Raw genomic sequence first — 23445 nt, 5'->3', positions numbered from 1 at the left:
AAATTGGAAGGTGACTGGATCACTGTCTGGGATTTCCGGGATGCCTTTCCGTGGGATCTGGCGATTGCGCCAGCACTCTCGATCATGTCGATTCTAATTTTCGCTTTCTACGCCCGCGGTTTCCTGTTTTGGCTGTCTGATGTATTCGGCCCGTTTTGGCTTTGGACGGGACGGGTATTCTGCTATCCGACATTCGTTTTGGGCCTTTTTGTCGGCATCGCTGCAACCTATTTCGGAACAACCCATTATCTTGGTCAGCGCTCGGCTTTCGCAAACGGCGATTATGCCGTCTCGGAAGGGATGGCCACGGTCATCAACCCGTCGCCTGTTTCCGCGGAGCAGGTATTGGAGGTCGGCGGCGAAAGCTTCGAATATTCGGTCCATGAAGGTGCATTCAATTTCGCCGGACGTTTCACTGACGGCGGTATTGTGCGCACCGGAATGAATTTGCGCATCTCATATATCGACGGCGAGATCCTGCGCGTCGAACGCCGCGAACAGCCGGAAGCCGACACGGCTTAAAGCCCGGGTGTGCGCAACACGAACCAGAGCAGGTAGTCCTCGGTAGCATCAACTCGCGAAAGGACGATTTCCAATCCGTTTTCCAGCGGCTCGCCAATGCTGGTCAACGGCTGGTAGATCATCACGCCGTGATAGTTGCCTTCAAGGGCCGTCGCATTCGCTCCACCGGTACAATTGGAAAAGGTTCCGTCCAGAACACGGTAATGCGGATTGGGCGGTTGATCTCCAAGAGACGAAGGGATGATCACGCCGCTATGGCCAAGCATTACATCACACTCTGCGTCAAACTCACTTTCGCCGGACCCGGGTCGATAGGACAGTCGCCCCGTCACAATATCATCGGAAACAATCCATTCATTCGCCGTTGGATGCGGGCCTGCCGCCGCAATGATCGTCGGGGAATACGTGCCGCTTAACCCCTGCGCGGGTGTCGTGACCGGATCATTCACAGGCTGAAAGGAAATCGGGAACACACGAACATCTGTATGGGTGTAAAAGGCGCGAAAGGAATTGCTGATCGTCACGCTTTCGTCCCGGCTCGCATCCCGTCCGAAAATAGCCCCCCGTGTTCGACGTATCGGACCACTGAAGCTTATTGAATCCTCTTGCAGGCCCGGCCCACTGCTTGTGGCATCAAGAGTGAAGGAGCCTCCGCGCACATCAAAACAATTGGAATCCGGATCGGGGACAGGGTTTGCAATGCTCCCGGAAAAGCGGGTGCCCGTTCCATCAATCGGCACTGCATAAATAACACCAAGCCCGTCGCTATAAAAATTCAGGTCGAAAACCAGATTGTTGAACGAAAATCCGGAACCGTCCTGTTCAACAGATTGGTGCTGGATCGTGCCGGACCACGGTGACGCCGCCACGTCTCCGACACACGCCTCCCGGAAAACGAATCCGTCATGCGCAACGCTTGTCGAACCCACTATTTCCCGACTATCCCTTTCGCGAACCAATGTGCGAATGCGAACGATGTCGTAATAGGGTGGCGTGTAGGAAAAATGCCCTCCGACCCACACAGCGAAAGCTCTGTTTTCACGACCCGATAGCGTTGTTTGAATACTCTCCTGTCGTGGCGAAATGCATTGCGCTTGCGCGTCAATCTCGCAAATTTCCAACCGGACATGATAGCGGCGGTCCAGCAAGTCAGCGCCAATTTCAATTGGCACATCAATACCTTCAACGCCATTCAAGTTGGTTATGGCAACCGCAAAAACCGAATTGCCCTGGCCCCTGTTGATTCCGGGCGCAAAGCTCGTGCTGGCAAGTACAAGCACATCTGGCTCGCTAATCGCTGACGCGGCAATCGACAAAGATGTGACGCCATGAACAGGCAGTGCTTCCCCATTATCGCACGCGTAGAGCGGTTCAAAATCAGTGCGAGCAAGCGCCGTTGCAACCGTCACGCCCAGTACGAATACCTGGGCGCTATTTGCAGGAATATCGACTGGCGTATTTGCATCTGCAACAAATCTGTCGCCGCCAACATCGTACGCGCGGTAGACGAAGTCTGCTCCCGGAACGTCCACTTCGATCCGGCAATTCTCTGCCGGATTAGTGCCCGCATTGGAAATCGTTGCGAAATAGGTGACGGGGTCACCACCGACTTCAGCATGCCGAATTGACGGCAAGATCGATGCAACCAGCGGAACGGGTTCGCTCGCCGATAGTAAAGTCGCCACTAGCATGCCGCTCAACATGAAGTTCAACTCCGGCCTCTCTCGAACACTAATGGCAATCTGCGGTCGCAGACAAGCAAGTAGTGGCGGCAACGAGTTCCGCCTCACCGCACCCGCGCATTGATTCCACCACGACGCGGCTTATTGTCTGCCGCGAAACGGGCTTTGTCTGATCAGGGAAATCCAAATGGCCAGCGGAAATACCGATACACGGCCGCTTTCGCCGCATCTTCAGGTGTGGCGTTGGCATCCGACCATGCTGTCTTCCATCTTTCACCGCGTCTCCGGCATCGGAAATTATCTCGGCGCGCTGGCGCTGACGATCTGGCTGGTCATGCTGGCGACGGGCACAGAAGGCAGTGTCGCCTTCCTGTTTGACGGCCCGATGCTGTGGATCACGCGGCTCGGCCTGATCCTTCTGACCTGGTCGGTCAGCTTTCACTTCCTCAATGGTATCCGGCACCTCTTCTGGGATGCGGGCATGGGGTTTGATCCGAAAGCCTCGAACATGCGCTCGGTCGGGATCATTGTCTTTTCCTTTGTCCTGCCGGCCATTCTGTGGGGCTTTGCCCTGACGGGAGGCGCATCATGAAATCGATGATGACCCCCGCCAAGCGCACCAACCGCCTCGGCTCGGCCAAATCCGGCGTGCACCATTTCATCACCCAGCGCGTCAGCGCCATTGCTCTGGTGATTGCCCTGCCAATCTTCGTGATCGCCTTCACCTTTTCCGGTGCACCCGATGCGGACGCTTCGCGCGCCTTTTTCGGCTCGGCCTTTGGCGCGCTGATCACGCTGATCACAATGATTGCGACGCTTTATCACATGCGGCTGGGTTTGCAGGTCGTGATCGAGGACTACATCCACGGAGCAGGGCTGAAATTCACCCTGCTGATCGCAAATACGCTGATCACTTACGGGCTGATGCTGGCTGGCGCCTATGCGCTGATCCGCCTCGCCCTGGCTGGCTGATACGGGAAAAGAGAGACACATGTCTGACTATAAGTGGATTGATCACACCTATGATGTTGTGGTGGTCGGGGCTGGCGGCGCCGGTCTGCGGGCGGCGCTTGGCGCGGCTCAATCCGGGCTGAAAACCGCCTGTATCTCGAAAGTCTTCCCGACGCGCTCCCACACCGTGGCCGCGCAAGGCGGCATCTCCGCCTCGCTCGGCAATATGGGTGAGGATGACTGGCGCTGGCACATGTACGACACCGTCAAGGGGTCAGACTGGCTGGGCGATCAGGATTCCATCGAATATCTGTGCCGCAATGCACCCGCCGCGGTTTACGAGCTGGAGCATTGGGGCGTGCCCTTCTCCCGCACCGAAGACGGCAAGATCTATCAGCGCGCCTTTGGCGGCATGACCCGCAATTATGGCGAAGGCTCGGTCCAGCGCACTTGCGCCGCCGCCGACCGCACCGGTCACGCCATTCTGCACACGCTTTATGGGCAGTGCGTGAAGGAAGAGACCGAATTCTTCATCGAATATTTCGCCCTCGATCTGATCATGGATGATGATGGCGTCTGCCGTGGCATCACCGCCTGGAAGCTGGACGATGGCACGCTGCACCGCTTCCGCGCCAAGAATGTGATCCTCGCAACCGGCGGCTATGGCCGGGCCTATTTCTCCTGCACCTCGGCCCACACCTGCACGGGTGATGGCAATGCCATGGTGCTGCGCGCCGGCCTGCCGCTTCAGGATATGGAATTTGTCCAGTTTCACCCGACCGGCATTTATGGCGCGGGCGTCCTCATCACCGAAGGCGTGCGCGGCGAGGGTGGCTATCTGACCAATTCCGAGGGCGAGCGCTTCATGGAACGCTACGCCCCATCCGCCAAGGACCTCGCCAGCCGCGATGTGGTGTCACGTTCGATGACGATCGAGATCCGCGAAGGCCGCGGCGTGGGTCCGAAGAAAGACCATATCTATCTCCATCTCGATCACCTTGATCCGGAGATCATTCACAAGCGCTTGCCAGGCATTTCCGAAAGCGCGCGCGTCTTCTCCGGCGTCGATGTGACCAAGGAACCCATCCCGGTTCTGCCGACCGTCCACTATAATATGGGCGGTATCCCGACCAATTATCATGGCGAGGTTCTGACCGTGAACGGCAAGGGTGAAGAGATCACCGTGCCGGGCCTGATGGCCGTGGGTGAAGCGGCTTGCGTCTCGGTTCACGGCGCCAACCGCCTCGGTTCGAACTCGCTGATCGACCTCGTCGTCTTTGGCCGCGCCGCCGGCCTGCGCGTTGGCGAAACCGTCGACGCCGCGGCCAGCCAGCCGGAATTGCCGAAAGGCGCAGGCGATAATTCGCTCGCCCGTCTCGACAAATACCGCAATGCCAAGGGCAAGACGCCGACAGCGCGCCTGCGCGATGACATGCAGGCCGCCATGCAGGAAAACTGCGCGGTCTTCCGCACCGGCGAGGTGATGAATGAGGGCGTGGAGCGGATCAAGCAGGTCTATGCCGGCCTGCCGGACATCCATGTCTCCGACCGGACCATGATCTGGAATACCGATCTGATGGAAACGCTGGAGCTCGACAATCTCGTCGCCCAGGCTGCCGTCACGGTGAATGGCGCGGTCGCCCGCGAGGAAAGCCGCGGCGCCCATGCCCGTGAGGATTTCCCGGATCGCGACGACAAGAACTGGATGACCCACACCCTCGCCTGGATCGACGAGACCGGCGAGGTCAGCCTCAAATATCGCGGCGTGCATAATTTCACCCTGTCCAACGACATCGCCTATATCGAGCCGAAAGCCCGGGTTTATTAGGCCCGGTTTCACCAATGACATCGTCATGCCCCGCCTTGTGCGGGGCATCTCGTTTCCAGGATCACCCGGATAAACCGGGTGATGACGAGTAAATGGCGAAGATGGGAGTTTCGTTGTCCCCGATTAGGACGTCATCCCGTCGAAAGACGGGACCCAGTTGCGCCTTTTTCGCTGGCAGGACTTGCGCCAACCAGCCGCCCGCTTCGCCGATGCGCATATTGCGCGCATGGAATGGTCGCTTCACCGCCGCTCTGGGTCCCTGCTTCCGCAGGGATGACGAAAAAAGAGCATAGGTTCAGGGCCTCCCCACAAAGAAGGAGGGGAATGACGTCGATTGGGCGGGCGCCTTTAAACCGCTACGGATTGCGGCTAACTTGCAATCATGATCGTCCGAATCTTCGTCGTTCTATTGCTCGCCTTCACCTGCGCTGCCTGTGATTCCGATCAGACGCCGCTAGTCGGCGAATACTCAATCTGCTGGATCGATCTCCCTGAAGATACACGGCTCTGCCGCGCCACCGATGATCGCGCCAGATCTATGTTTTCCAGTGCCTCCGTGGTGGCAGCAGGTTACAGCAATACGCATATCGGCTTACAGACATGCGGCCCGGACGGCATTCAGCACTACTCGGTCGAGCGCGACTACACGACCTCCGACCGTTTTTTGGCGATTGGCCCCATCGAGACGGCGGAGCGGGTTGAGCGGCGAATGACCTCGCCGGAGCAATGGCCAGAATACTCCTACAGAAGCGAGCCGCTTGGGCGACGATTATGCGAGGTCGGCGGTGCCTGACGCAGGCTACACCACCACCCCCCTACCAAAGAAGCTCGGCCTGAAAGACGGTCAGGCGATCTGTTTCATCAACCTGCCCGAGACCCTGCGCTGGCTGACCGATGCCGCACAGTTCATCGACCTGACCGACACACCCGAACCGGGTGGCGAGCTGGACGTTGTCCACCTCTTCGTCATGTCGCGCGACCAGCTCAATGCGCTTCTCCCGCAAACCCGGCTCGCCATCGCGCAGAACGGCATGATCTGGGTGAGCTGGCCCAAGAAGGCCTCCAAGGTGGAAACCGACATGACCGAAGACGCGGTGCGTGAGTCCGCCTTTCCCATGGACCTCGTCGACATAAAGGTGTGCGCGGTCGACGAGATCTGGTCGGGCCTGAAACTGGTCATCCGCAAGGAAAAGAGGCGCTGAACGGCGGCGCCAACACATCGACGTGAACGCACTGGTCAGACACGGCTTGGCGCAATATCATTCATTCTTGATTGTTTTCGGGGAGAGAGCTCATGCTGATGAATGCAAGTGGGCTGGGGCTGATCGTGATGGCAACGACACTGGCTCAGCAAGAGGCTGACCCCGGTCTGATCTATGCCCATACGCCTTATGAGGATGCGGTTCTGGCCGCGCGCCAGCACATGCGCTGGGGCGCGAGCGGACCCTCGGAATTGGTCCTCATCGCCATGGATGACGCCGGACTTGAAACCGTGCGGCCTCTCTTCCCGGACGATCCATCCGATAATTCCGACCCGGCATGGAATCCGGTGCGGCAGGAAATCTGCTTTGTCTCCACCCGCACGGAGACGGCGCCGGCCTCATCCTACGAGAATGCCGATATCTGGTGCGCCGCCCGCACACAAGGCGGCTGGAGCGAGCCCCGGCGATTACCTGCACCGGTCAATTCGGAGGGGCCGGAATGGAGCCCGTCCTTTGATGATGCAGGCCATCTCTATTTTGCTTCCGCGCGGGCGGGAGGTATGGGCGCGGGCGACATCTATCGCGCGGTCGAGGATGAAAACGGCCTCTGGCAGGCAGACAATGCCGGGCCGGCCATCAACACGCCGGGCGGCGAATGGAATGTGGGTATCAGCCAGGACGGCGAGACGCTGATCTTCGAGGCCTCCGGACGTCCGGAGAGCTTTTCCGCGCCCGGCGACCTTTATCTCTCGCAGCAGGTCGATGGCGTTTGGCAACCGGCGGTCGCCCTGTCGCGGCTGAATACCGGCGGCAGCGATCTTTATGCGCGCGATTTTGGAAATGGCCTCTGGCGCTTCACCAGTGCCGCGCTGGACGCCGAACGCGCGGCATCGCCAACCGTCGCGAGGCAATCATTTGCGCCCCTGCCGCCCGTGCTGGCGGCGGTCTCGCGCTCCACCGGAGAGGTCGTGTTGCTCGATCCGGAAACCCTTGCGGAACGCGACCGCTTCCACGCCGGAACCGGACCGCATGAAATCGCCGCCTCGGATGATGGCCGCCGCGCTCTGGTGCCGCTTTTAGGCATCTACCCCGAGCCCCATACAGAACCGGTCACTGCGCGTCCGCCCTTCCTGACCGAACCCAGCGAAGGCGCTGCCCTGATCGATCTGGCCACCGGAGAGACGCGCACCATGGCCCTTCCCGGCTGTGACCGGCCGCACGGTGCTGCAGCCCACCCGCAAGCCCATCGCTTCTGGGTGACTTGTGAGGATGTGGGAGAGGTTATCGAAATCGACGGCGAGAGCGGAGAGATTCTCCGCCGGTTCGACGTCGGGAACGGCGTCCACAAAGTCATTCTCCATCCGGACGGCACAAGCCTCATCACGTCCAATCCCGATCGCGGCGAACTGGGCCTGATCGATCTGGAGACCGGCACGGTCCAAACCTTGTCCACCGGCGCGCAGGCCGAAGGTCTGACCCTCTCTACCGATGGCGAGGCGGTATTCATCGCCAATGCCGGCGACCGCACCCTCTGCCGGATTGATCTCGAAGCATTGACCATCCGCTGGTGCCAGCCCGTGGAGGGCGTGTTTCCGATTGCGGTCGCGTTCCACGCCATCGCGGGAGACGTCTGGGTCGCCCGGCTGGGGGCTTCCGACATAGCGGCATTTGACGCAGACACCGGCGACTTCCGCGCCAGCATCGACCTGCCATCCATCCCGTTAAACCTTGCCCTCGATGCCCGGAACCGGCGGCTCTATGTCAGCCTGCCGAGGGAGAATGCCGTGCAGGCCATCAATCTGGACACCCGCACCCTGGCCGGACGCGCGGACCATATCATGGAAGTCGACGACCTCGATCTGATCCCGGCCAGCGCCTTTCTGGCCGCACCGGATCCGCAAAGCCTGACGCCGCCTCCTGCCGTCGGACCCTTAACCGTTCAGCTCCTTGATGATGGACCGCAACCCGCACCGGCCATTATTTACTTTGAATAACAGAGTAATTGTATTATCAAATTCTGGGCAATGAGGGGAAGACCATGGATTTCGAGCCAATGCAGGCGGCCTCGCTGGCCATTCAACTGCATTTCTATACCGTTGTCCCGGCTTTTGTGCTCGGAACCGTACAGATGGCCCTGCCCAAGGGCACGCCGCTGCATCGCTGGAATGGCTATGTCTACATGGCGCTGATGATGATCACGGCAACAGCGGCCATCTTCATCCCCAGCTTCATGGAAAGCGGACGGGTATTCGGCCATTTCGGCTTCATCCATCTATTCGTCCCGCTGACCTATGTCTCGGTCCCGCTGGCGCTTTATAACGCGCGAAAGGGGAATATCCGCGCCCATCGCGGCGCCATGATCGGCCTCTATATTGGCGGCATTCTGATCGCCGGCGGACTCGCCTTCATGCCGGGCCGCATCATGCATGACATGTTCTTCGGCTAGGCGGCTCCCTTGCCGCAAGCTTCCGGCTGCGTCAGTCTCAACGTCCTGATCCGATGGAGACTGCCATGTTGCTGACCGCCCTCCTCTCCCTGACCGTGGCGCAGACCGAAGCTGCACCACAGGAAGTGCAATCCATCCTGTTTCTGGAGATCGTGGCCCGCCGCGCCCCGCAATGCGAACTGCTGGAAGACTGGCAATCCGCCGCCATCCGTACCCAGACGGCGCAGGCCTTGCGCGGCTATGACATTGCCTCTCAGGATCTGTTCGAGACCGAAATCGCCGCGCGTGTGCCAACAGTCGCCTGTGACGATCCGCAAATGACAGCGTGGATCGACGGCATAGAGCCGGGCATTGCGCGCGAATTCCTGCCGCAATTTCTTGTCGCCTATCGTGCCTTTGCCCGTCTGGACACACCGCCCGCCATTTTCACATCCGAAGCCGATGCCGACCAGGAACTGGCTCTGGCCCGGATTGATGCCGAGATTGCGCGCCTGGCCGACGCCGGCATCACCCCGGAAGGAGGCGGCGACTGGGCCACGCATCAGGCCCGGGTCGATGCTGCTGCCCTGTCCATTGCCGACATCCTCGCCACCGGAGAATCCAGCGGCATGCCGCCCGCAGAAGCGGCCATTCTGGTGCGCGATGCTGTCACGGTCACCGAGCTGTGGCTCGCCGCGCAGGAATAGGCTGAAACGTCTGCCGCTTGCGGGTCGACTTCCCCGCCGCGGGGTATACATTCAGCACCAGTCTGAAATGAACATTTGTGGAGTCTCAAATGGTTGAGCTGGCCCTGCCACGCGGATCAAAGCCCAAAAAAGGCAAGACATGGGACAAGCCGGAAGGCGCGACCAACACCCGCACCTTCAAGGTCTACCGCTATGATCCGGAAGCGGGCGGCAATCCCAGCTGGGACACCTACCACGTCGATCTCGACGATTGCGGGCCGATGGTGCTCGACGCCCTGTTGTGGATCAAGAACAATGTCGACTCCTCCCTGGCCTTCCGCCGCTCCTGCCGGGAGGGTGTATGCGGCTCCTGCGCCATGAATATCGGCGGCCGCAACACGATTGCCTGTACAAAGGGCATGGACGAGGTGAAGGGCGACATCACCGTCGCGCCGCTGCCGCACCAGCCCGTGGTTCGCGACCTTATTCCCGACCTCACCGATTTCTACGCCCAGCACGCCTTCGTGCAGCCCTATCTGCAGACCAAGACGGCCGCGCCGGAAAAAGAGTGGAAGCAATCGGAAGAAGACCGTGCTCAGGTCGATGGCCTGTATGAGTGCATCATGTGCGCCTCCTGTTCGACGGCCTGCCCGTCCTATTGGTGGAATGGCGACAAGTATCTCGGCCCGGCCGCCCTGCTGCAGGCCTATCGCTGGATTGCCGACAGCCGTGATGAGATGACGGGCGAGCGCCTTGATGATCTGGAAGATCCGTTCAAGCTCTATCGCTGCCACACCATCATGAATTGCGCACAGGTCTGCCCGAAAGGGCTGAACCCGGCCGAAGCCATCGGCAAGATCAAGCAATTGATGGTCGAGCGCGAAGGCTAGGCTCACGCCGGAATAACAGGCTTGTCAGTTGTCCGAAGGCCCGGCTGTGCGAAGATGCGCCCGTTCTGGTTTCGGGGAAATTCAATGCGCACTGTTCTGATCGCCCTCGCCATTGCCGGTTGGCCCGCCGCCGCCTTCGCCTCGCCCTTCCTGATTCACCCTTACAATCTGTTCGGCTCCGAAGACGAATTTACCGCCTCGGTCAATCTGGGCGATCTCGATAATGATGGCAATCTCGACGGCTTTGCCGTGAATGGCCGCCACTGGATCCAGCAGGACCGCGTCTACTTCAATAATGGAATGGGTTTCTTCCGCACGTCGCGTCCAGCCGGCACGGTTGAAGGCACGGGCTATACTGCGGCGCTGGCCGATTTTGACGGTGATGGCGATCTTGATGCCGTCGTCGCGCGCGATCTTCTGCCCAGCCTCTATCTGGAAAATGACGGGACGGGCCGCTTCTCCGATGGCGAGGCCTTCGGGCCGGTCACCCAGGCCCGCTCATCCATTGCCGGTGATCTGGATGGCGACGGGGATGCCGATCTCGTCATTTCCCAGCGCGGCGATGTCAATTTTCTTTTCCTGAATGAGAACGGTTTCGGCGACCCCGTTACATTGGACGGCGAATACCAGACCATTGGCGGCACGATGGCCGATATTGATGAGGACGGCGATCTTGACCTCGTCTTCTCCAATCGGGGCGGTCAGGGTCTTCTGGTCTACGTCAATGATGGCGCGGCAGGCTTTGGCGAACCGGTCTTCATCGGCGCCGAGGACCGGCTGGAAACCCGTTCCCTTGCCGTGGGCGACCTGAATGACGATGGCCATGCCGATCTGGTCGTTGCCGTCATTGGCGGCGCGAATGCGATCTATCACGGCGATGGCGCAGGCGGTTTCACACTCGGCGAGCGATTTGGAACGGCAGAGGACGGCGTTTACGGCATCGCGCTGGCCGATTTCGACAATGATGGCCAGACAGACATCGTCACGGCCCATACCGGCACGCCGAGTGCCGTCTGGCTGCGCGATGGAGACGGCTTCGAGCGGATCACGCTTTATGACGAGGCCGTCGCAGCTTATGGCGTCGCGATTGGCGATCTCGACATGGATGGCCGACCGGATCTCGTTTTTGCGGTCTCCGAGAATGTCAATTTCGTCGCATTGAACCGGATCGACCCGGACGGCGATTAGACTGTCAGATTATTCGCAGCCTGATTCACGTTGAAATGTCGATTCCACCCGATCGGGTGATGTCCTGCGCGCTTTTTGCGCTAGCGTGATCGCACAAACGCGAAAGGACACATCATGACGCAAAGCTCTCTGGGCGCCTTTTCCATCAGCCTCGCCGTGAAGGACATTGAGGCGTCGAAGACGTTCTATGAAACGCTCGGCTTTTCAACCATGGGCGGAGATCAGGCACAGGGCTGGCTGATCCTGAAGAATGGCCCGACCATTATCGGCCTGTTCCAGGGCATGTTCGAGAAGAACTGCCTCACCTTCAATCCCGGCTGGGATCAGGACGCAAAGAATGTGGACGAATTCGAGGATGTCCGCGCCCTGCAAAAGCGCCTCGCCGCCGCAGGTCTGGAGGTCGGCGAGCTGATTGATGCCTCAAGCGAAGGCCCGGCCCATTTCACCCTGACCGATCCGGATGGCAATCCGGTGCTGATCGACCAGCATCGTTAGCGCTGCCAGGCCAGCTGCTCGCAAGCGGCCTTGACGATGGCCGTCGCCTCGGCCTCGCTCTCGGGCAGGGTGGCCGGATCAATCGGCGCGCCAAACCGCAAGGGATAGCGCGCGCCCTTCTTGCCCATGAAGCCGTGAAACACGGTCATGTCCTTCAGCTCGGTATGCACCTGGGCGAGTGCATAATAGAGGATGGGCATGCGCTGGCGCACGCCCAGCGGAATGATGGGTTGTTTGAACCGGCGGGCAAAGCTTACGGCGGTTGGCGCCCAGGGCTTTTCATCCAGCGTAAAGCGCTTCCAGTTCCATTCGGCCATCCGGCCCGCCGGGAAAATCACCACGCACCGGTCTGACTTGAAGGCCTCCAGCGCCGAGCGCAGCGTCTCGCGCGCATTCTCGCGGCTGCGCAGATTCTGTCGCCATTCGACCGGAATGATCAGATCGGCCAGACCCGGACTGACCCGCAAGGCATCGCGATTGGCGAAGAAACACACATCCGGACGTTTGGCCCGCAATGCATCCCAGACCGCCACCCCATCGGCAATCCCGCCGGGATGATTGGCAATCACCACGACGCCGCCCTTGTCCGGCACGATATCCAGATTTTCCGGTTCCGGCTGCAGGTGTAGATACTCGCTCACCCAGTGCAGCGTCTCATCGCCGGACTTGTCGGCAATCGCATCGGCGATGGCCACGGCTTTCCTGTAGCCCAGCATCGGGTAAGCGATATTGCGAATGGCCGTCCAGAGGCGCGGGCGCGAGATGAGACGCGGCGCGCGCTCTTCAATCAGACGGTCCACGACATGGCGGGTCATATCGTCATTCGGCGGAGCATAGGCATATTCCATGTCGCATTCATCGCACGACCAACAATACCTGCAAGCAGGAACGGCATTAACCTCTTGGCAAGACTTGGCCTTCGCCTTGCGAGGGAATGTTCCAACGTTAACACACTGTACACGATTGGGACGATCATGGCTGTTGTCGATACCGCATTTGCTCCGTCATTCCTGAACCGCATCGCCTCTCCGCTGCGCAAGATGCAGCGCACCGCCCTGCGCCGCCGCGGCCCGCTGGATGCCGCGCTGGAGGATTATCTGGGCGAGATTGCCCATGCCGGAGACAAGGTCTTGCAACTGGGCGCTTCGGACGGCATCTCGGCGGCATTTCTGGAACGCGGCGTATTTCATCATCTGGTCGCCCCGGCAGCCTCGGCGGACACGGTTGAAGCCATCTGCCAGTTGCGCGGTTGCAGCGCATCGCGCCTGCGGGTCTTTGCCAATATCGGCCATTCCGGATCGGCCGGAGAAGTCGACACCGTCTGGCTGTCGCGCACCACATCACTGGCCGTGCTGGCCGCGCATTTCCGTCATGCCATGAGCCGCCTGAAAACCGGCGGTCTGCTGCTGGTTGAGGGCATTGATACCGAGTTCGGCAAGACGCTGTTCAAACAGCTCTCGCACGATCTGGACTGGCGTCTGGACGAGACGATTGCCGGTCAGGTCGCCGCCTTTCGCCGCCTGGCCTGATCCCTTGCCTCAGTAAGGCGAGCCGGGCTGGCCGCGCCGCTGATTTGGCGGTGAGGTGCGTTGCGGACGCACGGCACGTTGGGGCCGGTCGCTTTCATCCCGCGCCCGGTCGCCCTGGATCGCGGCATTGCATTCCTCACTCGGACGGCCGGGCGGAATGCGCTGCGGTACAAATTGTTGTGCGCGCAGCTGGGTTTCCGCGAATTGCTCGGCAGACACGCTGTCACGGATTTCGGTGATCGTCTCGGTGTCCATCCGGGTCAGGCCCAGCGACATTTCCCGCACATTATTCGTGTAGAGCATCGTCCAGTAGACAGCCTCATCGGCATTGCCCTGTGCATGATAATATTCTGCCAGCGCCGCCTGTGAGGCACCCCAGCCGGCCAGGCCGGACGTGGTCAGATAATATTCGCCATCCTCGCGATAGCCTTCAGCATCCTCGCCGCCCGCCTCGGCCAGCTCCAGCGCCGTGGTGCCGGCATAATACCAGGCGACTTCATACCCGCCGCCAAATTGCGCCGCGCAGGCAAAATACTCATTCGCCTGATCGATCCGGCCGGCTTCCAGCGCGCGAAGACCGCGGCCATAGGCGGCGTCGCCGCCCGCTCCGCCACGGAATGTCGGGGCCCGGTCGTTGGTGGAACCACAGGCCGCGAGGCCCAGAGCGAGAGCGAGGACAGGAAGCGAATATCTCATTCCGGCATCATCGCGCAGCAAAGCGGGTCGGCGCAAGACCAACGTGCTGTAATCGCCAATCCGTCGGCCCGGCCTGACAATCATTCTTTGTCGCAAACTCGGGATTTGACGCTGCAATCCGCATTACGTCATAAGCAGGACATGCCACATGATCATACCCATCACGACGCAGGACCGGGCCGGATGGACCCGGGCGAAGCGCGCAAGATTACCAGCCGCGCCACGACGCTTTCGGTTCTGGTGGCGTCGACACTGGTCATCACCAAGCTCGCCGCCTGGATCGCCTCCGGCTCTGTCGCGCTCCTGGCCTCGCTGGCCGATAGCGCGCTGGATCTGGCCGCCTCCATCACGACTTTTCTGGCGGTCCGCTATGCGGCGGCACCCGCCGATGACGATCACCGCTATGGCCATGGCAAGGCGGAGGCCTTTGCCAGCTTCCTGCAAGCCCTGTTCATTGCCCTCTCGGCCGTTCTTCTGCTGCGGGAAGCCTGGTTGCATGCCATGGATCCGCGGCCCGTTCTGAATGGAGGCTGGGCCATTGGCGTCATGGTATTGTCCATCATCCTGACCGTGGGTCTGGTCTGGGCGCAGACAAAGGCCGTGCAGAAAACCGGCTCCGTCGCTGTTTCCGGCGACCGGGCGCATTATGTGGCGGACCTTGCCTCCAACTTTGCCGTGATTGCCGGCATCGGGGCCGCGGCCTTTCTGTCCATTCCGCTGGCCGATCCGACCATTGGCGCGGGCGTGGCCATCTGGCTGGCCTGGTCGGCTATCGAGGTCGGGCGCGGGGCGCTGGCACACCTGCTCGATCAGGAATTGCCGGATCGCGAACGCTGCCGGATTATCGAAATCGCCGAAGATGATCCGCGCGTCATTGACGTCCATCAGGTGCGCACACGCGCCGCCGGCCCCCTCATCCATATCCAGATGCATATGGATCTGGATGCCAAGCTGACGCTGGAAGCCGCGCACGAAATCGTCGTCGCGGCGGAAAAACGCCTGCTGGAGCGCTATCCGGCCGCCGATATCCTCATCCACGCCGATCCGCACGGCAAAGCCGAGCCGCACGGACTGGACTTCTTCCGGTCGGAAAATGAGGCGGAAACAGCCAAAGACACTTAAACGCGGCGAAAAATCACCCTAGCGTGCGCCCATGCGACGTCTTCACCACTGGCCTCTTGATCCTGGATCCCGCGCAGCGCGTTTCGCGCTTGCGGAAAAGGGGCTGGATTTTGATCTCGAGGAAGAGCGCCCCTGGCTCAGGCCGGAACCGCTCTTTCGTCTGAATCCGGCGGGCAGTCTGCCCGTCCTGCAGGACAATGGCGCGACTATCGCCGAGATGCGCCCCATCCTCGAATATCTCGAAGACGCCTATCCCGGACAGCCGCTCATGCCGCGCGGCGCGGTTGAGCGCGCCGAAGTGCGCCGTCTGATGGGCTGGTTCGAGCTGAAATATGATGGCGAGGTCAACGCCTATCTCCTGCATGAAAAGCTGGAAAAACGCGCGCAATCGCTCGGCGCGCCGGACCCGCAGGCCATACGCGAAGGGCGCGACCATCTACGCTGGCACATGGATTATCTCACCGGGCTTCTCGATGAACGCGACGGTCTGGCCGGACCGCGTTTCACCCTCGCCGATATTGTCGGGGCAGCTCACTTGTCCTGCGCGGATTATCTCGGCGATGCCCCGTTCGAGGAGTTTCCGGCTGTAAAGACCTGGTATACCCGCATCAAATGCCGCCCAGCCTTCCGCGGACTTCTGGCCGACCGCTTGCCCGGCGTGCCCCCGGCAAAACATTATGATGACCTCGACTTCTAGAGCCTCACTCGGAGAAATCGCCACCTCGCTCGGCTTCGATGCCGTCCGCATCTGCCGCGCGGATGAAGCCTGGGCGGCGGCGGGGCGGCTGCAGGAATTCGTCGCGCAAGGCCGTCATGGCTCGATGGGCTGGATGGAAGAGACGCTGGAGCGGCGCAAGCAGCCGACGAATATGTGGCCGGAAGCGAAATCCGCGCTGGTCGTCGCCATGAATTACGGGCCGGACACCGACCCGCTCGAAGGCCTGAAAGCGGCCTCCACCGGCAATATCTCCGTCTATGCCCGCCACCGCGATTATCACGACATCATGAAGGGCAAGCTGAAACAGCTGGCCCAGACATTTGCGCGCGAGACCGGCGAAGAGGTGAAGGTTTTCGTCGACACCGCGCCCTTGATGGAAAAACCGCTGGCGCAAAAATCCGGGCTCGGCTGGCAGGGTAAACACACCAATCTGGTCAGCCGGGAACATGGCTCATGGCTCTTCCTCGGCGTCATGCTGACCACGGCCAGGCTGGACCCGGATACGCCCGAGGCCGATCATTGCGGCTCCTGTACCGCCTGCCTCGACATCTGCCCGACCGATGCCTTTCCCGCGCCCTATCAACTCGATGCGCGGCGCTGTATCTCCTATCTCACCATCGAACATGCCGGCCCCATCCCGGAAGAATTTCGCAAACCGATGGGCAACCGGATTTATGGCTGCGATGATTGTCTGGCCGTCTGCCCCTGGAACAAATTTGCCGCGACCGCCTCCGAGGCCAAACTCGTCGCCCGCGACGATCTGAAGTCCCCGCCACTCGCCGATCTGCTCGTGCTGGATGATGCCGGTTTCCGCAGCCTGTTCTCCGGCTCTCCTATCAAGCGGATCGGGCGGGATCGGTCGGAGGGTGACGTGTAAATACTTGCCTCATGGTGAGGTACCGCCGCAGGCGGCCTCGAACCACGCAAAACGCCTACAATATCCCCAGCACATTCTCCGGCGGGCGGCCGAGCGCGGCCTTGCCATTGGCGATCACCACCGGGCGCTCGATCAGCTTGGGATGGGCGGCCATGGCTTCCAGCAACTTGTCGTCCTTGTCCTCGCCCTTGAGGTTCAGCGTCTTGTAATCGACCTCATTGGTGCGAATCCATTCCCGCGCCGAGCTGAAGCCGAGCTGTTCCAGCACGGTTTTCAGTTCCGCCACGCTGGGCACATCCACCAGATATTCGCGCACTTCGGGCTTATGGCCGTGGTCTTCGAGATATTTCAGCGTCTCGCGCGACTTCGTGCAGCGGGGATTATGCCAGATCACAACACTCATTTTGCGTCCTTTACCTGTTTCAGTATCGCTACGGCCTCGGCCAGATGCAGCCGCTCCGCCATTGTGCCTTCAAAGGGTATCGCCCCCTTTTCCGCATGCTCCGGCAGAGCAAAGGCGGCCACAAGCCGCTTCGCGCGGGCGATCTCGTCTTGCGACGGGCCGAAAGCGTCATTCGCGCCCGCGACCTGTGAAGGGTGGATCAGCGTCTTGCCGGTATAGCCCAGCGCCTTGCCCTCTGCGGCTTCGGCGGCAAACCCGTCTCCATCCTGATAGGCATTGTAAACGCCATCCAGCGGCACCAGCCCCCAGCCCCGCGCGGCGGCCACGATCAATGCGAGGTGCGGCACCAGCGCCGCCCGGCCCGTCGTCTTCAATGCCTTGGCGAGATCATTCGTCCCGGCGATCAGCCCGGCCAGCCCCAGCGCCGCAGAGGCCTCGCCGATTTCGCGCAGATGGAACAAGGCTCCCGGTGTCTCGATCATCGCCCACAGCGGCGGGCCTTCAGGGATCAACAGGCGCGCGGCCTGCAGATCGGTCACGCTTTCCACCTTGGGCAGGACAATCGCATCGGCTCCGCGCGCCGCGGCGATGTCACCGCCCTCAAGGCCGGAGCCGATACCATTGACGCGCACAGCGCGGATCGCGCCACACCCTGCCCACTGGGCCAGCGCGTCATCCACACGGCCGCGGGCGGCGGATTTCTCCTCCGGCCCGGCGGCGTCTTCAAGATCAAGGATGAGCATGTCCGCGCCCAGACCGGCGGCTTTTTCAATCGCACGCGGACGCGATCCCGGCACAAACAGCGCCGACCGGATGAGGCGAATCGAGCTCTGGTCAGTCATGTCCATCCCTATAACATGTGGGCATGACGCGCGTCCTGATTCTCTCCTCTCATGTTGCAGCCAGCCGTGTCGGCGGGCGCGTCGCCGTGTCGGCCATGGAGGCACGCGGCATCGACACCGTCTTCTGCCCGACCGTCCTTCTGGGGCGGCATCCGGGTCATGGCGCGCCGGGCGGCGGGGCGGTAATACCCGAGCAATTCGGCTCCATGCTGGAAGGGGTCGCGGCACAAGGATTATTCGCGCAATTCGACGCCGTCCTGACCGGCTATTTCGCCAGCGCCGAACAGGTAGAGATTGCCGCAGCCGCCATCGGCGAAATCCGCAAGGCCTCGCCGCACCCGCTCATCGTCGTCGACCCGATCATTGGCGATCATGGCGCGCTCTATGTCGCGGAAGACGTTGCCATTGCCATCCGCGATCAGCTTCTGCCGCTCGCCGACATCATCACCCCGAATGCATTCGAGCTGGGATGGCTGAGTGGTGAATCGGTGACAGATTTGGGTTCCGCCCGAAATGCGGCTTTGCATCTCGGACGACCGGCACTCATCTCTTCGATACCGGATGGCGACAACCTGGCTGTGCTTTATGCACACGATGGCGAGAACTGGATTCGCAAACACAAAATAATCGAAGACGTGCCGAATGGTACGGGGGACTTGCTGGCGGCAGAGTTTTTGGCGTCCCGTCTTGTTCAGAACTCCAACGAAGCGGCGTTGGACCGCGCCATCCACCGGACATTCGATACAATATTGAAAACGAAGGGGTGGCGCCTTAGCGAGCTTGCGGACCTTCAGGGACGCCAGAACGGATTGCATCCCAATCTCCGGATCGAAGGCGGCGAACTCGCGCGGCGAGGTATTGGAGACGGCCCGCTATGGGTGTTGGGTCTGGATGGTTGTAAGGCCGGATGGATCGGCGTGTGGTATGATATTCACGGTCATGCGTCACCGCGTCACCAACTGTTTTCGAGCTTGTCAGAAGTCGCCGATGCCGAGATCAACCCTGAGATTATCGCCATCGACATGCCGGTTGGTTTCCCGGAGCTCAGCGAACACGGCGGACGCATCTGCGAGCGTGAAGCCCGAGCGTTGCTCGGACGAAAATCGTCGTCCGTTTTTTCGTCGCCCAGCCGCAAAGCCCTTGCCGCAAGCACTTACCAAGAGGCTTGCGAACTGAATAGTCTCGAAGGCGGCCCGAGGCTTTCAAAACAGAGCTATATGCTCTTTCCGAAAATGCGTGAGGTTGATGCTTTCAAGAAATCGGAAATGGGTTCGATCGTTTTTGAAACTCACCCGGAAGTCGCATTGGCCATATTCGAGCGAGCACCTATTCTCGAGGCAAAGAAAGCGGTCGAAGGACGCGCGGCTCGCCTGACAGCGCTTCGAAAACTCGGATTTCCCATTGGTCTTATCGACCCGCATACCTACCCAAATTCGAAAGTCGCGCCGGATGATCTTGTCGATGCGGCGATTTGCGCCGTCACCGCCCAACGCATCGCGAATGGACAGCACATCACTTTGCCAACTCACCCGCCAGTGGATTCCGACGGGATCGAGATGGCCATTCATGCTTGATTACGTGAAGCCAAAGTTCTAGCTCCGCTCCATGACCGACACACCCGACATCCACGGATTTACCGCGCCCGGCTTTGAACCCGTCCGCGACGCCTTCGCGTCTCTCTGGGACGGCAACGATGAAATCGGCGCGGCCTTTGCCATCGAGATCGATGGCGAGCCTATCGTCGACCTCTGGGGTGGATGGACCGGCAAAAAGCGCGAGGCCGAATGGGCCCGGGATACAATCGTGCCCGTCTTCTCCACCGGCAAGGCGATCACGGCGCTGGTCATGGGCTGGCTGAAGGACCAGGGCCATTTCGCCTTTACCGACCGGGTCGCGGATTACTGGCCGGACTTTGCAAACAATGGCAAAGGCGAGGTCACCATCGCACAGGCCCTGTCCCATCAGGCCGGCTTGTCGGGCCTTTCCGAACCGATGGAAGCCAGCGACTGGTTTGACCGCGACTTCATCGAAGCGCGCATCGCGGCGCAAGCCCCACTCTGGCCGCTCGGGCAGGGCTCGGGCTACAGTCCGCTCGTCTATGGTTTCATCGCCGATGCCATTGCCCTGCGGACAGATGGCCGCTCCATCGGGCAGATATTGAAGGCCGAAATCACAGGTTCACACGGCATTGATTTCTTCATCGGCACGCCGGAGAGCGAGCACGCCCGCACCGCCGAGCACCGCCTGCCGCCCAAAGCGCCCGATCTGGGCGAGATCAACGAGATCACAAAGCTCGCCTTCCTCAAACCCTGGTCCAGCCCGGGCCGCCGCGGCGCATCAGAATGGCGCAAGGCGGAGTTTCCCGCCGCCAACGGCCACGGCAATGCCCGGTCCATCGCGGCGCTGATGGGGCTTTATGCCAATGAGGGCCGGCTGGGCGATGACGCGCTCATCGCACCCGCAACGATTGCCGAGCTCATGGCCGAACAGGTGCGCGGACCCGACCGGGTTCTGCCCTTTGACCTGTCGCTGGGCATGGGCGTGATGCGCAATACGACCAACGGGTTTTACGGCCCGGAGAGCGCCAGTATCGGTCATTACGGCATGGGCGGGTCGTGCGGCTTTGCCGATCCGGTGCGCCACCTTTCCGGCAGCTACACGCCGTGCCAGCTCAGTTTCCATCTTGCAGGCGACCCCCGCGCCGTGTCGCTGATCAATGCCGGCTATGGGTGTTTGTAGCCGGCCCTGCTAAGCCGGGAGCTCGCACCGCGCCTGCATTTCCAGCCGCTCACGCACCACGTTCAGAGCCGCTTCCATGGTCGAGCGCGCCTCGGCAAAACTGGTGCGCGGATCATTGTTATAATCCTGCATGCGATGCGCGTAATCGCGGCCTTCCGACCGCTCGCCGATGATAAAGCGAACTTCCTGCAAGGCCGTGCGGCGATGCTGGTATTCACCGATCACATCGATTGAGGCCTGCTGCAGCGCGCAGAAAATGGAATAGAGATCGCCATCCGGACCACAATCGCGATCATCCTCGCGATTCCAGGCTGCCTCCGAGCTGAACAATTCCAGCGCCCGCTCCAGAATGGCGGCATCGGCCGCATCGACCGGGCGTTCGCGATCGGACAGCAAGTCGAAAGCGGCGGCCACCCAGCCAAGCTGCTCTTCTGTCCGCTCGTCGGGATGGACACGGGCATAAACCTGAATGCCGCGATCAATGATCGCCATCTCTTCCGCCTTGATCGCCGCATAATCAAGGGGGCATTCGGATTGATCCGCGCTGGCCGTGGCACAGGCCGTCAACGCCAGAAGAGAGGGAATAACAAGAAATCGCATCGCACACATCCGCTTGGTCAGGACCGCAACTTTTGCATGAGCGCTCTCACCCGGCAACGGACCAGCCGCCCATCGCACGCAGTTGCGCTTGCCGGTGATGGCGCGCCCTAGCCCGCTCAGAACCGGCGCTTCACCCAGTCTTCAATAAAGCCTGCCAGATCATGGGGCCGCTCCCACATCGTCCAGTGGCCGCAGCCCTCCAGCACATGGGTCTCCAGATCCGAACACAGCGCCGGCATCCATTGCATCAGCACGGGCGGCAGCATGAAGTCGGCATCGGCCCCGATCATCAGGCAGGGCATGGAGAGGCGATGATCCACCCCGCCCATACGCTCCCAGTTGCGGTCAAAATTGCGATAGATATGCGTCGGCGTGACAGCCCCGGTCTGCGCATAGGCGCGGGCATAGACATCGCGGTCAGCCTTCGGAACGACCAGCTCGTCCTCTGACCGGCCCGGATGCTTTTTGAAATTCTTGATGATGTGGGTCACACCCGGGAAGAGCTGATCCAGCATGTCAGCGGGTGGCGGCGCGGCGAAGATGTAGTTGAAGAAAGCCTCTTCCTGGCCTTCAAACGCCTCACTTACCGTATCGGCATTCTGGAATTGCAGGATGTAATGGTCCTCGCCGCCCATGCCCATGAAAGCCTCCGAGGGCGGGGTGGAGGGGCGCGGCAGATGCGGCGTATTCACGCCAATCGCACCGAGAAACCGTTCCGGCACGAGGCAGGCCGCCTGCCACATGATAATGCCGCCCCAGTCATGTCCGCACCAGACGGCTTTCTCTATGCCCAGCGTATCCAGCAGGCCCGTCAGGTCTGCCGTCATTTCGTCAATGCCATACTGGTCCACATCATCCGGCGCATCCGAGGCACCAAAGCCCTTGAGATCCGGCGCAATCACGCGGAAGCCGGCATTCACCAGCGGATCCCAGATCGGCTTCCAGGAATACCCCAGCTCTGGCCAGCCATGCAGAAGCAGCAGGGGAATGCCCTCGCCCGGCCCGCCAATGTGGACGGACATCTCGATATCACCGCTCTTGACCCGGACCGGATTGGGGAATGTCGTCATGTAGATTGAACCTTTCGTCGGCGCAGCATGGAGACGGTGAAACAGGCCAGCCCCGCCCAGATGAAGGCGAAGGTCAGCGCATGCGCCGCCGTGAACGGTTCACCATAGGCCACTGCGACGGCAAATTGGAGCGTCGGTGCCAGAAATTGCAGTATGCCCACCGTGGCAAAGTGCAGCCCCCGCGCCCCGATGATAAACAGGAGGAGCGGCGCCACCGTCATCGGCCCCGCCATGATCAGAAGAAAGGCCTGCAGCGGGCCATCCGTGAAATGCCCGGCCGGCGAGGTTTCGATGAAAGACAGAACGATCAGCGAGGGCAGGAAGATCACCAGCGTCTCGATAAAAAGGCCGACCCGGCCATCAACGGCAATCGTCTTGCGGATATAGGCATAGACGGTGAAAGACCCCGCCAGCGCCAGCGCAATCAGGGGCAGACTGCCCACGGTCAGGATCTGATTGATCACCCCGATGGCCGCCAGAAGAATGGCGGCCGCGCGCCACCAGCCAAAGCTTTCCCGGAAGATGAAAATGCCCACCGCCACATTCATCAACGGATTGATGTAATAGCCGAGCGAGACTTCCAGCACCTGATCGGTCTGGACGGCGAAGATGAAGAGCCACCAGTTGGCCGCAATCAGAATGCCGGAAAAGACCAGCAGGCCGAGCGTTTTCGGCCGGGTCAGTACGGAGATGACCTGGGTCCAGCTCCTGGCCAGCCAGATCACCAGCGCCAGCGTCGGCACCGACCACACCGCCCGGTGCAGGACGATCTCGGCGGCGCCCGCAAAGCCCAGAAGCTTGTAGAAGATCGGCGACAAGCCCCAGATCGTATAGCTCGCGATCGCCGCGCTGGCGGCGCGAACGGGGCTGGCATGACCGGATTCAGACATCCACAACGCTCCTCGAAGAGAGCGTGTCTCTAGATTATCCGGAAACGATGCGCGACCCGATTATTGCACCAGGACGGTCACGATTATCCG

At 60.9% G+C, this 23445-nt stretch carries 25 protein-coding genes and 1 pseudogene; 18 read left to right on the top strand and 8 right to left on the bottom strand.

Going from position 1 to position 23445, the window contains the following annotated elements; all coding sequences use genetic code 11:
* Positions 1–3 precede the first annotated feature (3 nt).
* On the top strand, positions 4–522 hold the full coding sequence (locus P0D52_RS00490) for a hypothetical protein (protein ID WP_394693496.1): 519 nt from the start codon (positions 4–6) through the stop codon (positions 520–522).
* Here P0D52_RS00490 and P0D52_RS00485 read toward each other — a convergent pair.
* Positions 519–2234, bottom strand: coding sequence for a hypothetical protein (locus tag P0D52_RS00485; RefSeq protein WP_394693495.1), 1716 nt, complete (start codon positions 2232–2234; stop codon positions 519–521). The two genes, P0D52_RS00490 and P0D52_RS00485, sit on opposite strands and share 4 nt — an antisense overlap.
* A gap of 157 nt (positions 2235–2391) precedes the next feature.
* Between P0D52_RS00485 and sdhC the strand changes: the two genes are divergently transcribed.
* The 11 genes from sdhC to P0D52_RS00430 all read left to right on the top strand — a co-directional run bounded on the left by sdhC (position 2392) and on the right by P0D52_RS00430 (position 11869).
* Positions 2392–2796 carry a succinate dehydrogenase, cytochrome b556 subunit gene (gene sdhC, locus P0D52_RS00480; protein ID WP_394693494.1) on the top strand — a complete coding sequence of 135 codons (405 nt, stop codon included), beginning with the start codon at positions 2392–2394 and terminating at the stop codon, positions 2794–2796.
* Complete coding sequence (gene sdhD / locus P0D52_RS00475) at positions 2793–3176, top strand: succinate dehydrogenase, hydrophobic membrane anchor protein (RefSeq protein ID WP_394693493.1); 384 nt, start codon at positions 2793–2795, stop codon at positions 3174–3176. Before sdhC ends, sdhD begins: the two co-directional genes overlap by 4 nt.
* A 19-nt stretch (positions 3177–3195) precedes the next feature.
* On the top strand, positions 3196–4983 hold the full coding sequence (gene sdhA / locus P0D52_RS00470) for a succinate dehydrogenase flavoprotein subunit (RefSeq protein WP_394693492.1): 1788 nt from the start codon (positions 3196–3198) through the stop codon (positions 4981–4983).
* Between the two features lie 382 nt (positions 4984–5365).
* The gene (locus P0D52_RS00465) at positions 5366–5776 is read left to right on the top strand and encodes a hypothetical protein (RefSeq protein ID WP_394693491.1); all 411 of its coding nucleotides are present in this window, start codon (positions 5366–5368) and stop codon (positions 5774–5776) included.
* Positions 5769–6185 carry a DUF3052 domain-containing protein gene (locus P0D52_RS00460; RefSeq protein WP_394693490.1) on the top strand — a complete coding sequence of 139 codons (417 nt, stop codon included), beginning with the start codon at positions 5769–5771 and terminating at the stop codon, positions 6183–6185. Before P0D52_RS00465 ends, P0D52_RS00460 begins: the two co-directional genes overlap by 8 nt.
* Before the next feature lie 92 nt (positions 6186–6277).
* On the top strand, positions 6278–8179 hold the full coding sequence (locus P0D52_RS00455) for a PQQ-binding-like beta-propeller repeat protein (protein WP_394693489.1): 1902 nt from the start codon (positions 6278–6280) through the stop codon (positions 8177–8179).
* A 44-nt stretch (positions 8180–8223) separates the two neighbouring features.
* The gene (locus P0D52_RS00450) at positions 8224–8631 is read left to right on the top strand and encodes a DUF2306 domain-containing protein (RefSeq protein WP_394693488.1); all 408 of its coding nucleotides are present in this window, start codon (positions 8224–8226) and stop codon (positions 8629–8631) included.
* 65 nt (positions 8632–8696) lie between these two features.
* Positions 8697–9317, top strand: coding sequence for a hypothetical protein (locus tag P0D52_RS00445; protein ID WP_394693487.1), 621 nt, complete (start codon positions 8697–8699; stop codon positions 9315–9317).
* Between the two features lie 89 nt (positions 9318–9406).
* Complete coding sequence (locus P0D52_RS00440; protein ID WP_394693486.1) at positions 9407–10186, top strand: succinate dehydrogenase iron-sulfur subunit; 780 nt, start codon at positions 9407–9409, stop codon at positions 10184–10186.
* Between the two features lie 84 nt (positions 10187–10270).
* A complete protein-coding gene (locus P0D52_RS00435; protein ID WP_394693485.1) occupies positions 10271–11374 on the top strand; it encodes an FG-GAP repeat domain-containing protein in 1104 nt (367 codons plus the stop codon).
* Between the two features lie 114 nt (positions 11375–11488).
* Positions 11489–11869 (top strand): VOC family protein, encoded by a 381-nt coding sequence (locus P0D52_RS00430; protein ID WP_394693484.1) that lies wholly within the window; start codon positions 11489–11491, stop codon positions 11867–11869.
* Here the strand turns inward: P0D52_RS00430 and P0D52_RS00425 are convergent.
* On the bottom strand, positions 11866–12717 hold the full coding sequence (locus tag P0D52_RS00425; protein ID WP_394693483.1) for a 1-acyl-sn-glycerol-3-phosphate acyltransferase: 852 nt from the start codon (positions 12715–12717) through the stop codon (positions 11866–11868). The two genes, P0D52_RS00430 and P0D52_RS00425, sit on opposite strands and share 4 nt — an antisense overlap.
* A gap of 126 nt (positions 12718–12843) precedes the next feature.
* On the opposite strand from P0D52_RS00425, the gene P0D52_RS00420 reads away from it, so the two are divergent.
* Positions 12844–13398, top strand: a complete 555-nt coding sequence (locus P0D52_RS00420) for a hypothetical protein (protein WP_394693482.1) — start codon at positions 12844–12846, stop codon at positions 13396–13398.
* A 9-nt stretch (positions 13399–13407) separates the two neighbouring features.
* Here P0D52_RS00420 and P0D52_RS00415 read toward each other — a convergent pair whose 3' ends face one another.
* Entirely contained in the window at positions 13408–14094 is a 687-nt protein-coding gene (locus P0D52_RS00415; protein WP_394693481.1) for a hypothetical protein, read from the bottom strand.
* 141 nt (positions 14095–14235) lie between these two features.
* Here P0D52_RS00415 and P0D52_RS00410 point away from each other — a divergent pair, with 141 nt between their 5' ends.
* From P0D52_RS00410 to queG, 3 genes and pseudogenes are all read left to right on the top strand, one after another.
* On the top strand, positions 14236–15216 hold the full coding sequence (locus P0D52_RS00410) for a cation diffusion facilitator family transporter (RefSeq protein WP_394693480.1): 981 nt from the start codon (positions 14236–14238) through the stop codon (positions 15214–15216).
* Between the two features lie 31 nt (positions 15217–15247).
* Positions 15248–15913, top strand: coding sequence for a glutathione S-transferase family protein (locus tag P0D52_RS00405; protein ID WP_394693479.1), 666 nt, complete (start codon positions 15248–15250; stop codon positions 15911–15913).
* Positions 15894–16793 (top strand): annotated as a pseudogene (gene queG / locus P0D52_RS00400) (tRNA epoxyqueuosine(34) reductase QueG); the annotation flags it as partial. The gene P0D52_RS00405 and the pseudogene queG, both read left to right, overlap by 20 nt.
* A gap of 73 nt (positions 16794–16866) precedes the next feature.
* Here the strand turns inward: queG and arsC are convergent.
* Both arsC and P0D52_RS00390 read right to left on the bottom strand, forming a co-directional pair.
* A complete protein-coding gene (arsC, locus tag P0D52_RS00395) occupies positions 16867–17214 on the bottom strand; it encodes an arsenate reductase (glutaredoxin) (protein ID WP_394693478.1) in 348 nt (115 codons plus the stop codon).
* On the bottom strand, positions 17211–18056 hold the full coding sequence (locus P0D52_RS00390) for an HpcH/HpaI aldolase/citrate lyase family protein (RefSeq protein ID WP_394693477.1): 846 nt from the start codon (positions 18054–18056) through the stop codon (positions 17211–17213). The genes arsC and P0D52_RS00390 overlap by 4 nt, the downstream gene beginning before the upstream one ends.
* 23 nt (positions 18057–18079) lie before the next feature.
* Here P0D52_RS00390 and P0D52_RS00385 point away from each other — a divergent pair, with 23 nt between their 5' ends.
* Both P0D52_RS00385 and P0D52_RS00380 read left to right on the top strand, forming a co-directional pair.
* Positions 18080–19630 carry a DUF429 domain-containing protein gene (locus tag P0D52_RS00385; protein ID WP_394693476.1) on the top strand — a complete coding sequence of 517 codons (1551 nt, stop codon included), beginning with the start codon at positions 18080–18082 and terminating at the stop codon, positions 19628–19630.
* Between the two features lie 31 nt (positions 19631–19661).
* Positions 19662–20795 (top strand): serine hydrolase domain-containing protein, encoded by a 1134-nt coding sequence (locus P0D52_RS00380; protein WP_394693475.1) that lies wholly within the window; start codon positions 19662–19664, stop codon positions 20793–20795.
* A 9-nt stretch (positions 20796–20804) separates the two neighbouring features.
* Here the strand turns inward: P0D52_RS00380 and P0D52_RS00375 are convergent, their stop codons facing one another.
* The 3 genes from P0D52_RS00375 to rarD form a co-directional block, all read right to left on the bottom strand.
* On the bottom strand, positions 20805–21395 hold the full coding sequence (locus P0D52_RS00375; protein WP_394693474.1) for a hypothetical protein: 591 nt from the start codon (positions 21393–21395) through the stop codon (positions 20805–20807).
* Positions 21396–21511: 116 nt separating this feature from the next.
* The gene (locus P0D52_RS00370) at positions 21512–22465 is read right to left on the bottom strand and encodes an alpha/beta fold hydrolase (RefSeq protein ID WP_394693473.1); all 954 of its coding nucleotides are present in this window, start codon (positions 22463–22465) and stop codon (positions 21512–21514) included.
* The gene (gene rarD, locus P0D52_RS00365; protein WP_394693472.1) at positions 22462–23355 is read right to left on the bottom strand and encodes an EamA family transporter RarD; all 894 of its coding nucleotides are present in this window, start codon (positions 23353–23355) and stop codon (positions 22462–22464) included. The genes P0D52_RS00370 and rarD overlap by 4 nt, the downstream gene beginning before the upstream one ends.
* Positions 23356–23445: the final 90 nt, after the last annotated feature.

This window comes from Hyphobacterium sp., from assembly GCF_043584775.1.
GTDB lineage: Bacteria > Pseudomonadota > Alphaproteobacteria > Caulobacterales > Maricaulaceae > Hyphobacterium.
This window is presented reverse-complemented; position numbering and strand designations above follow the sequence as displayed.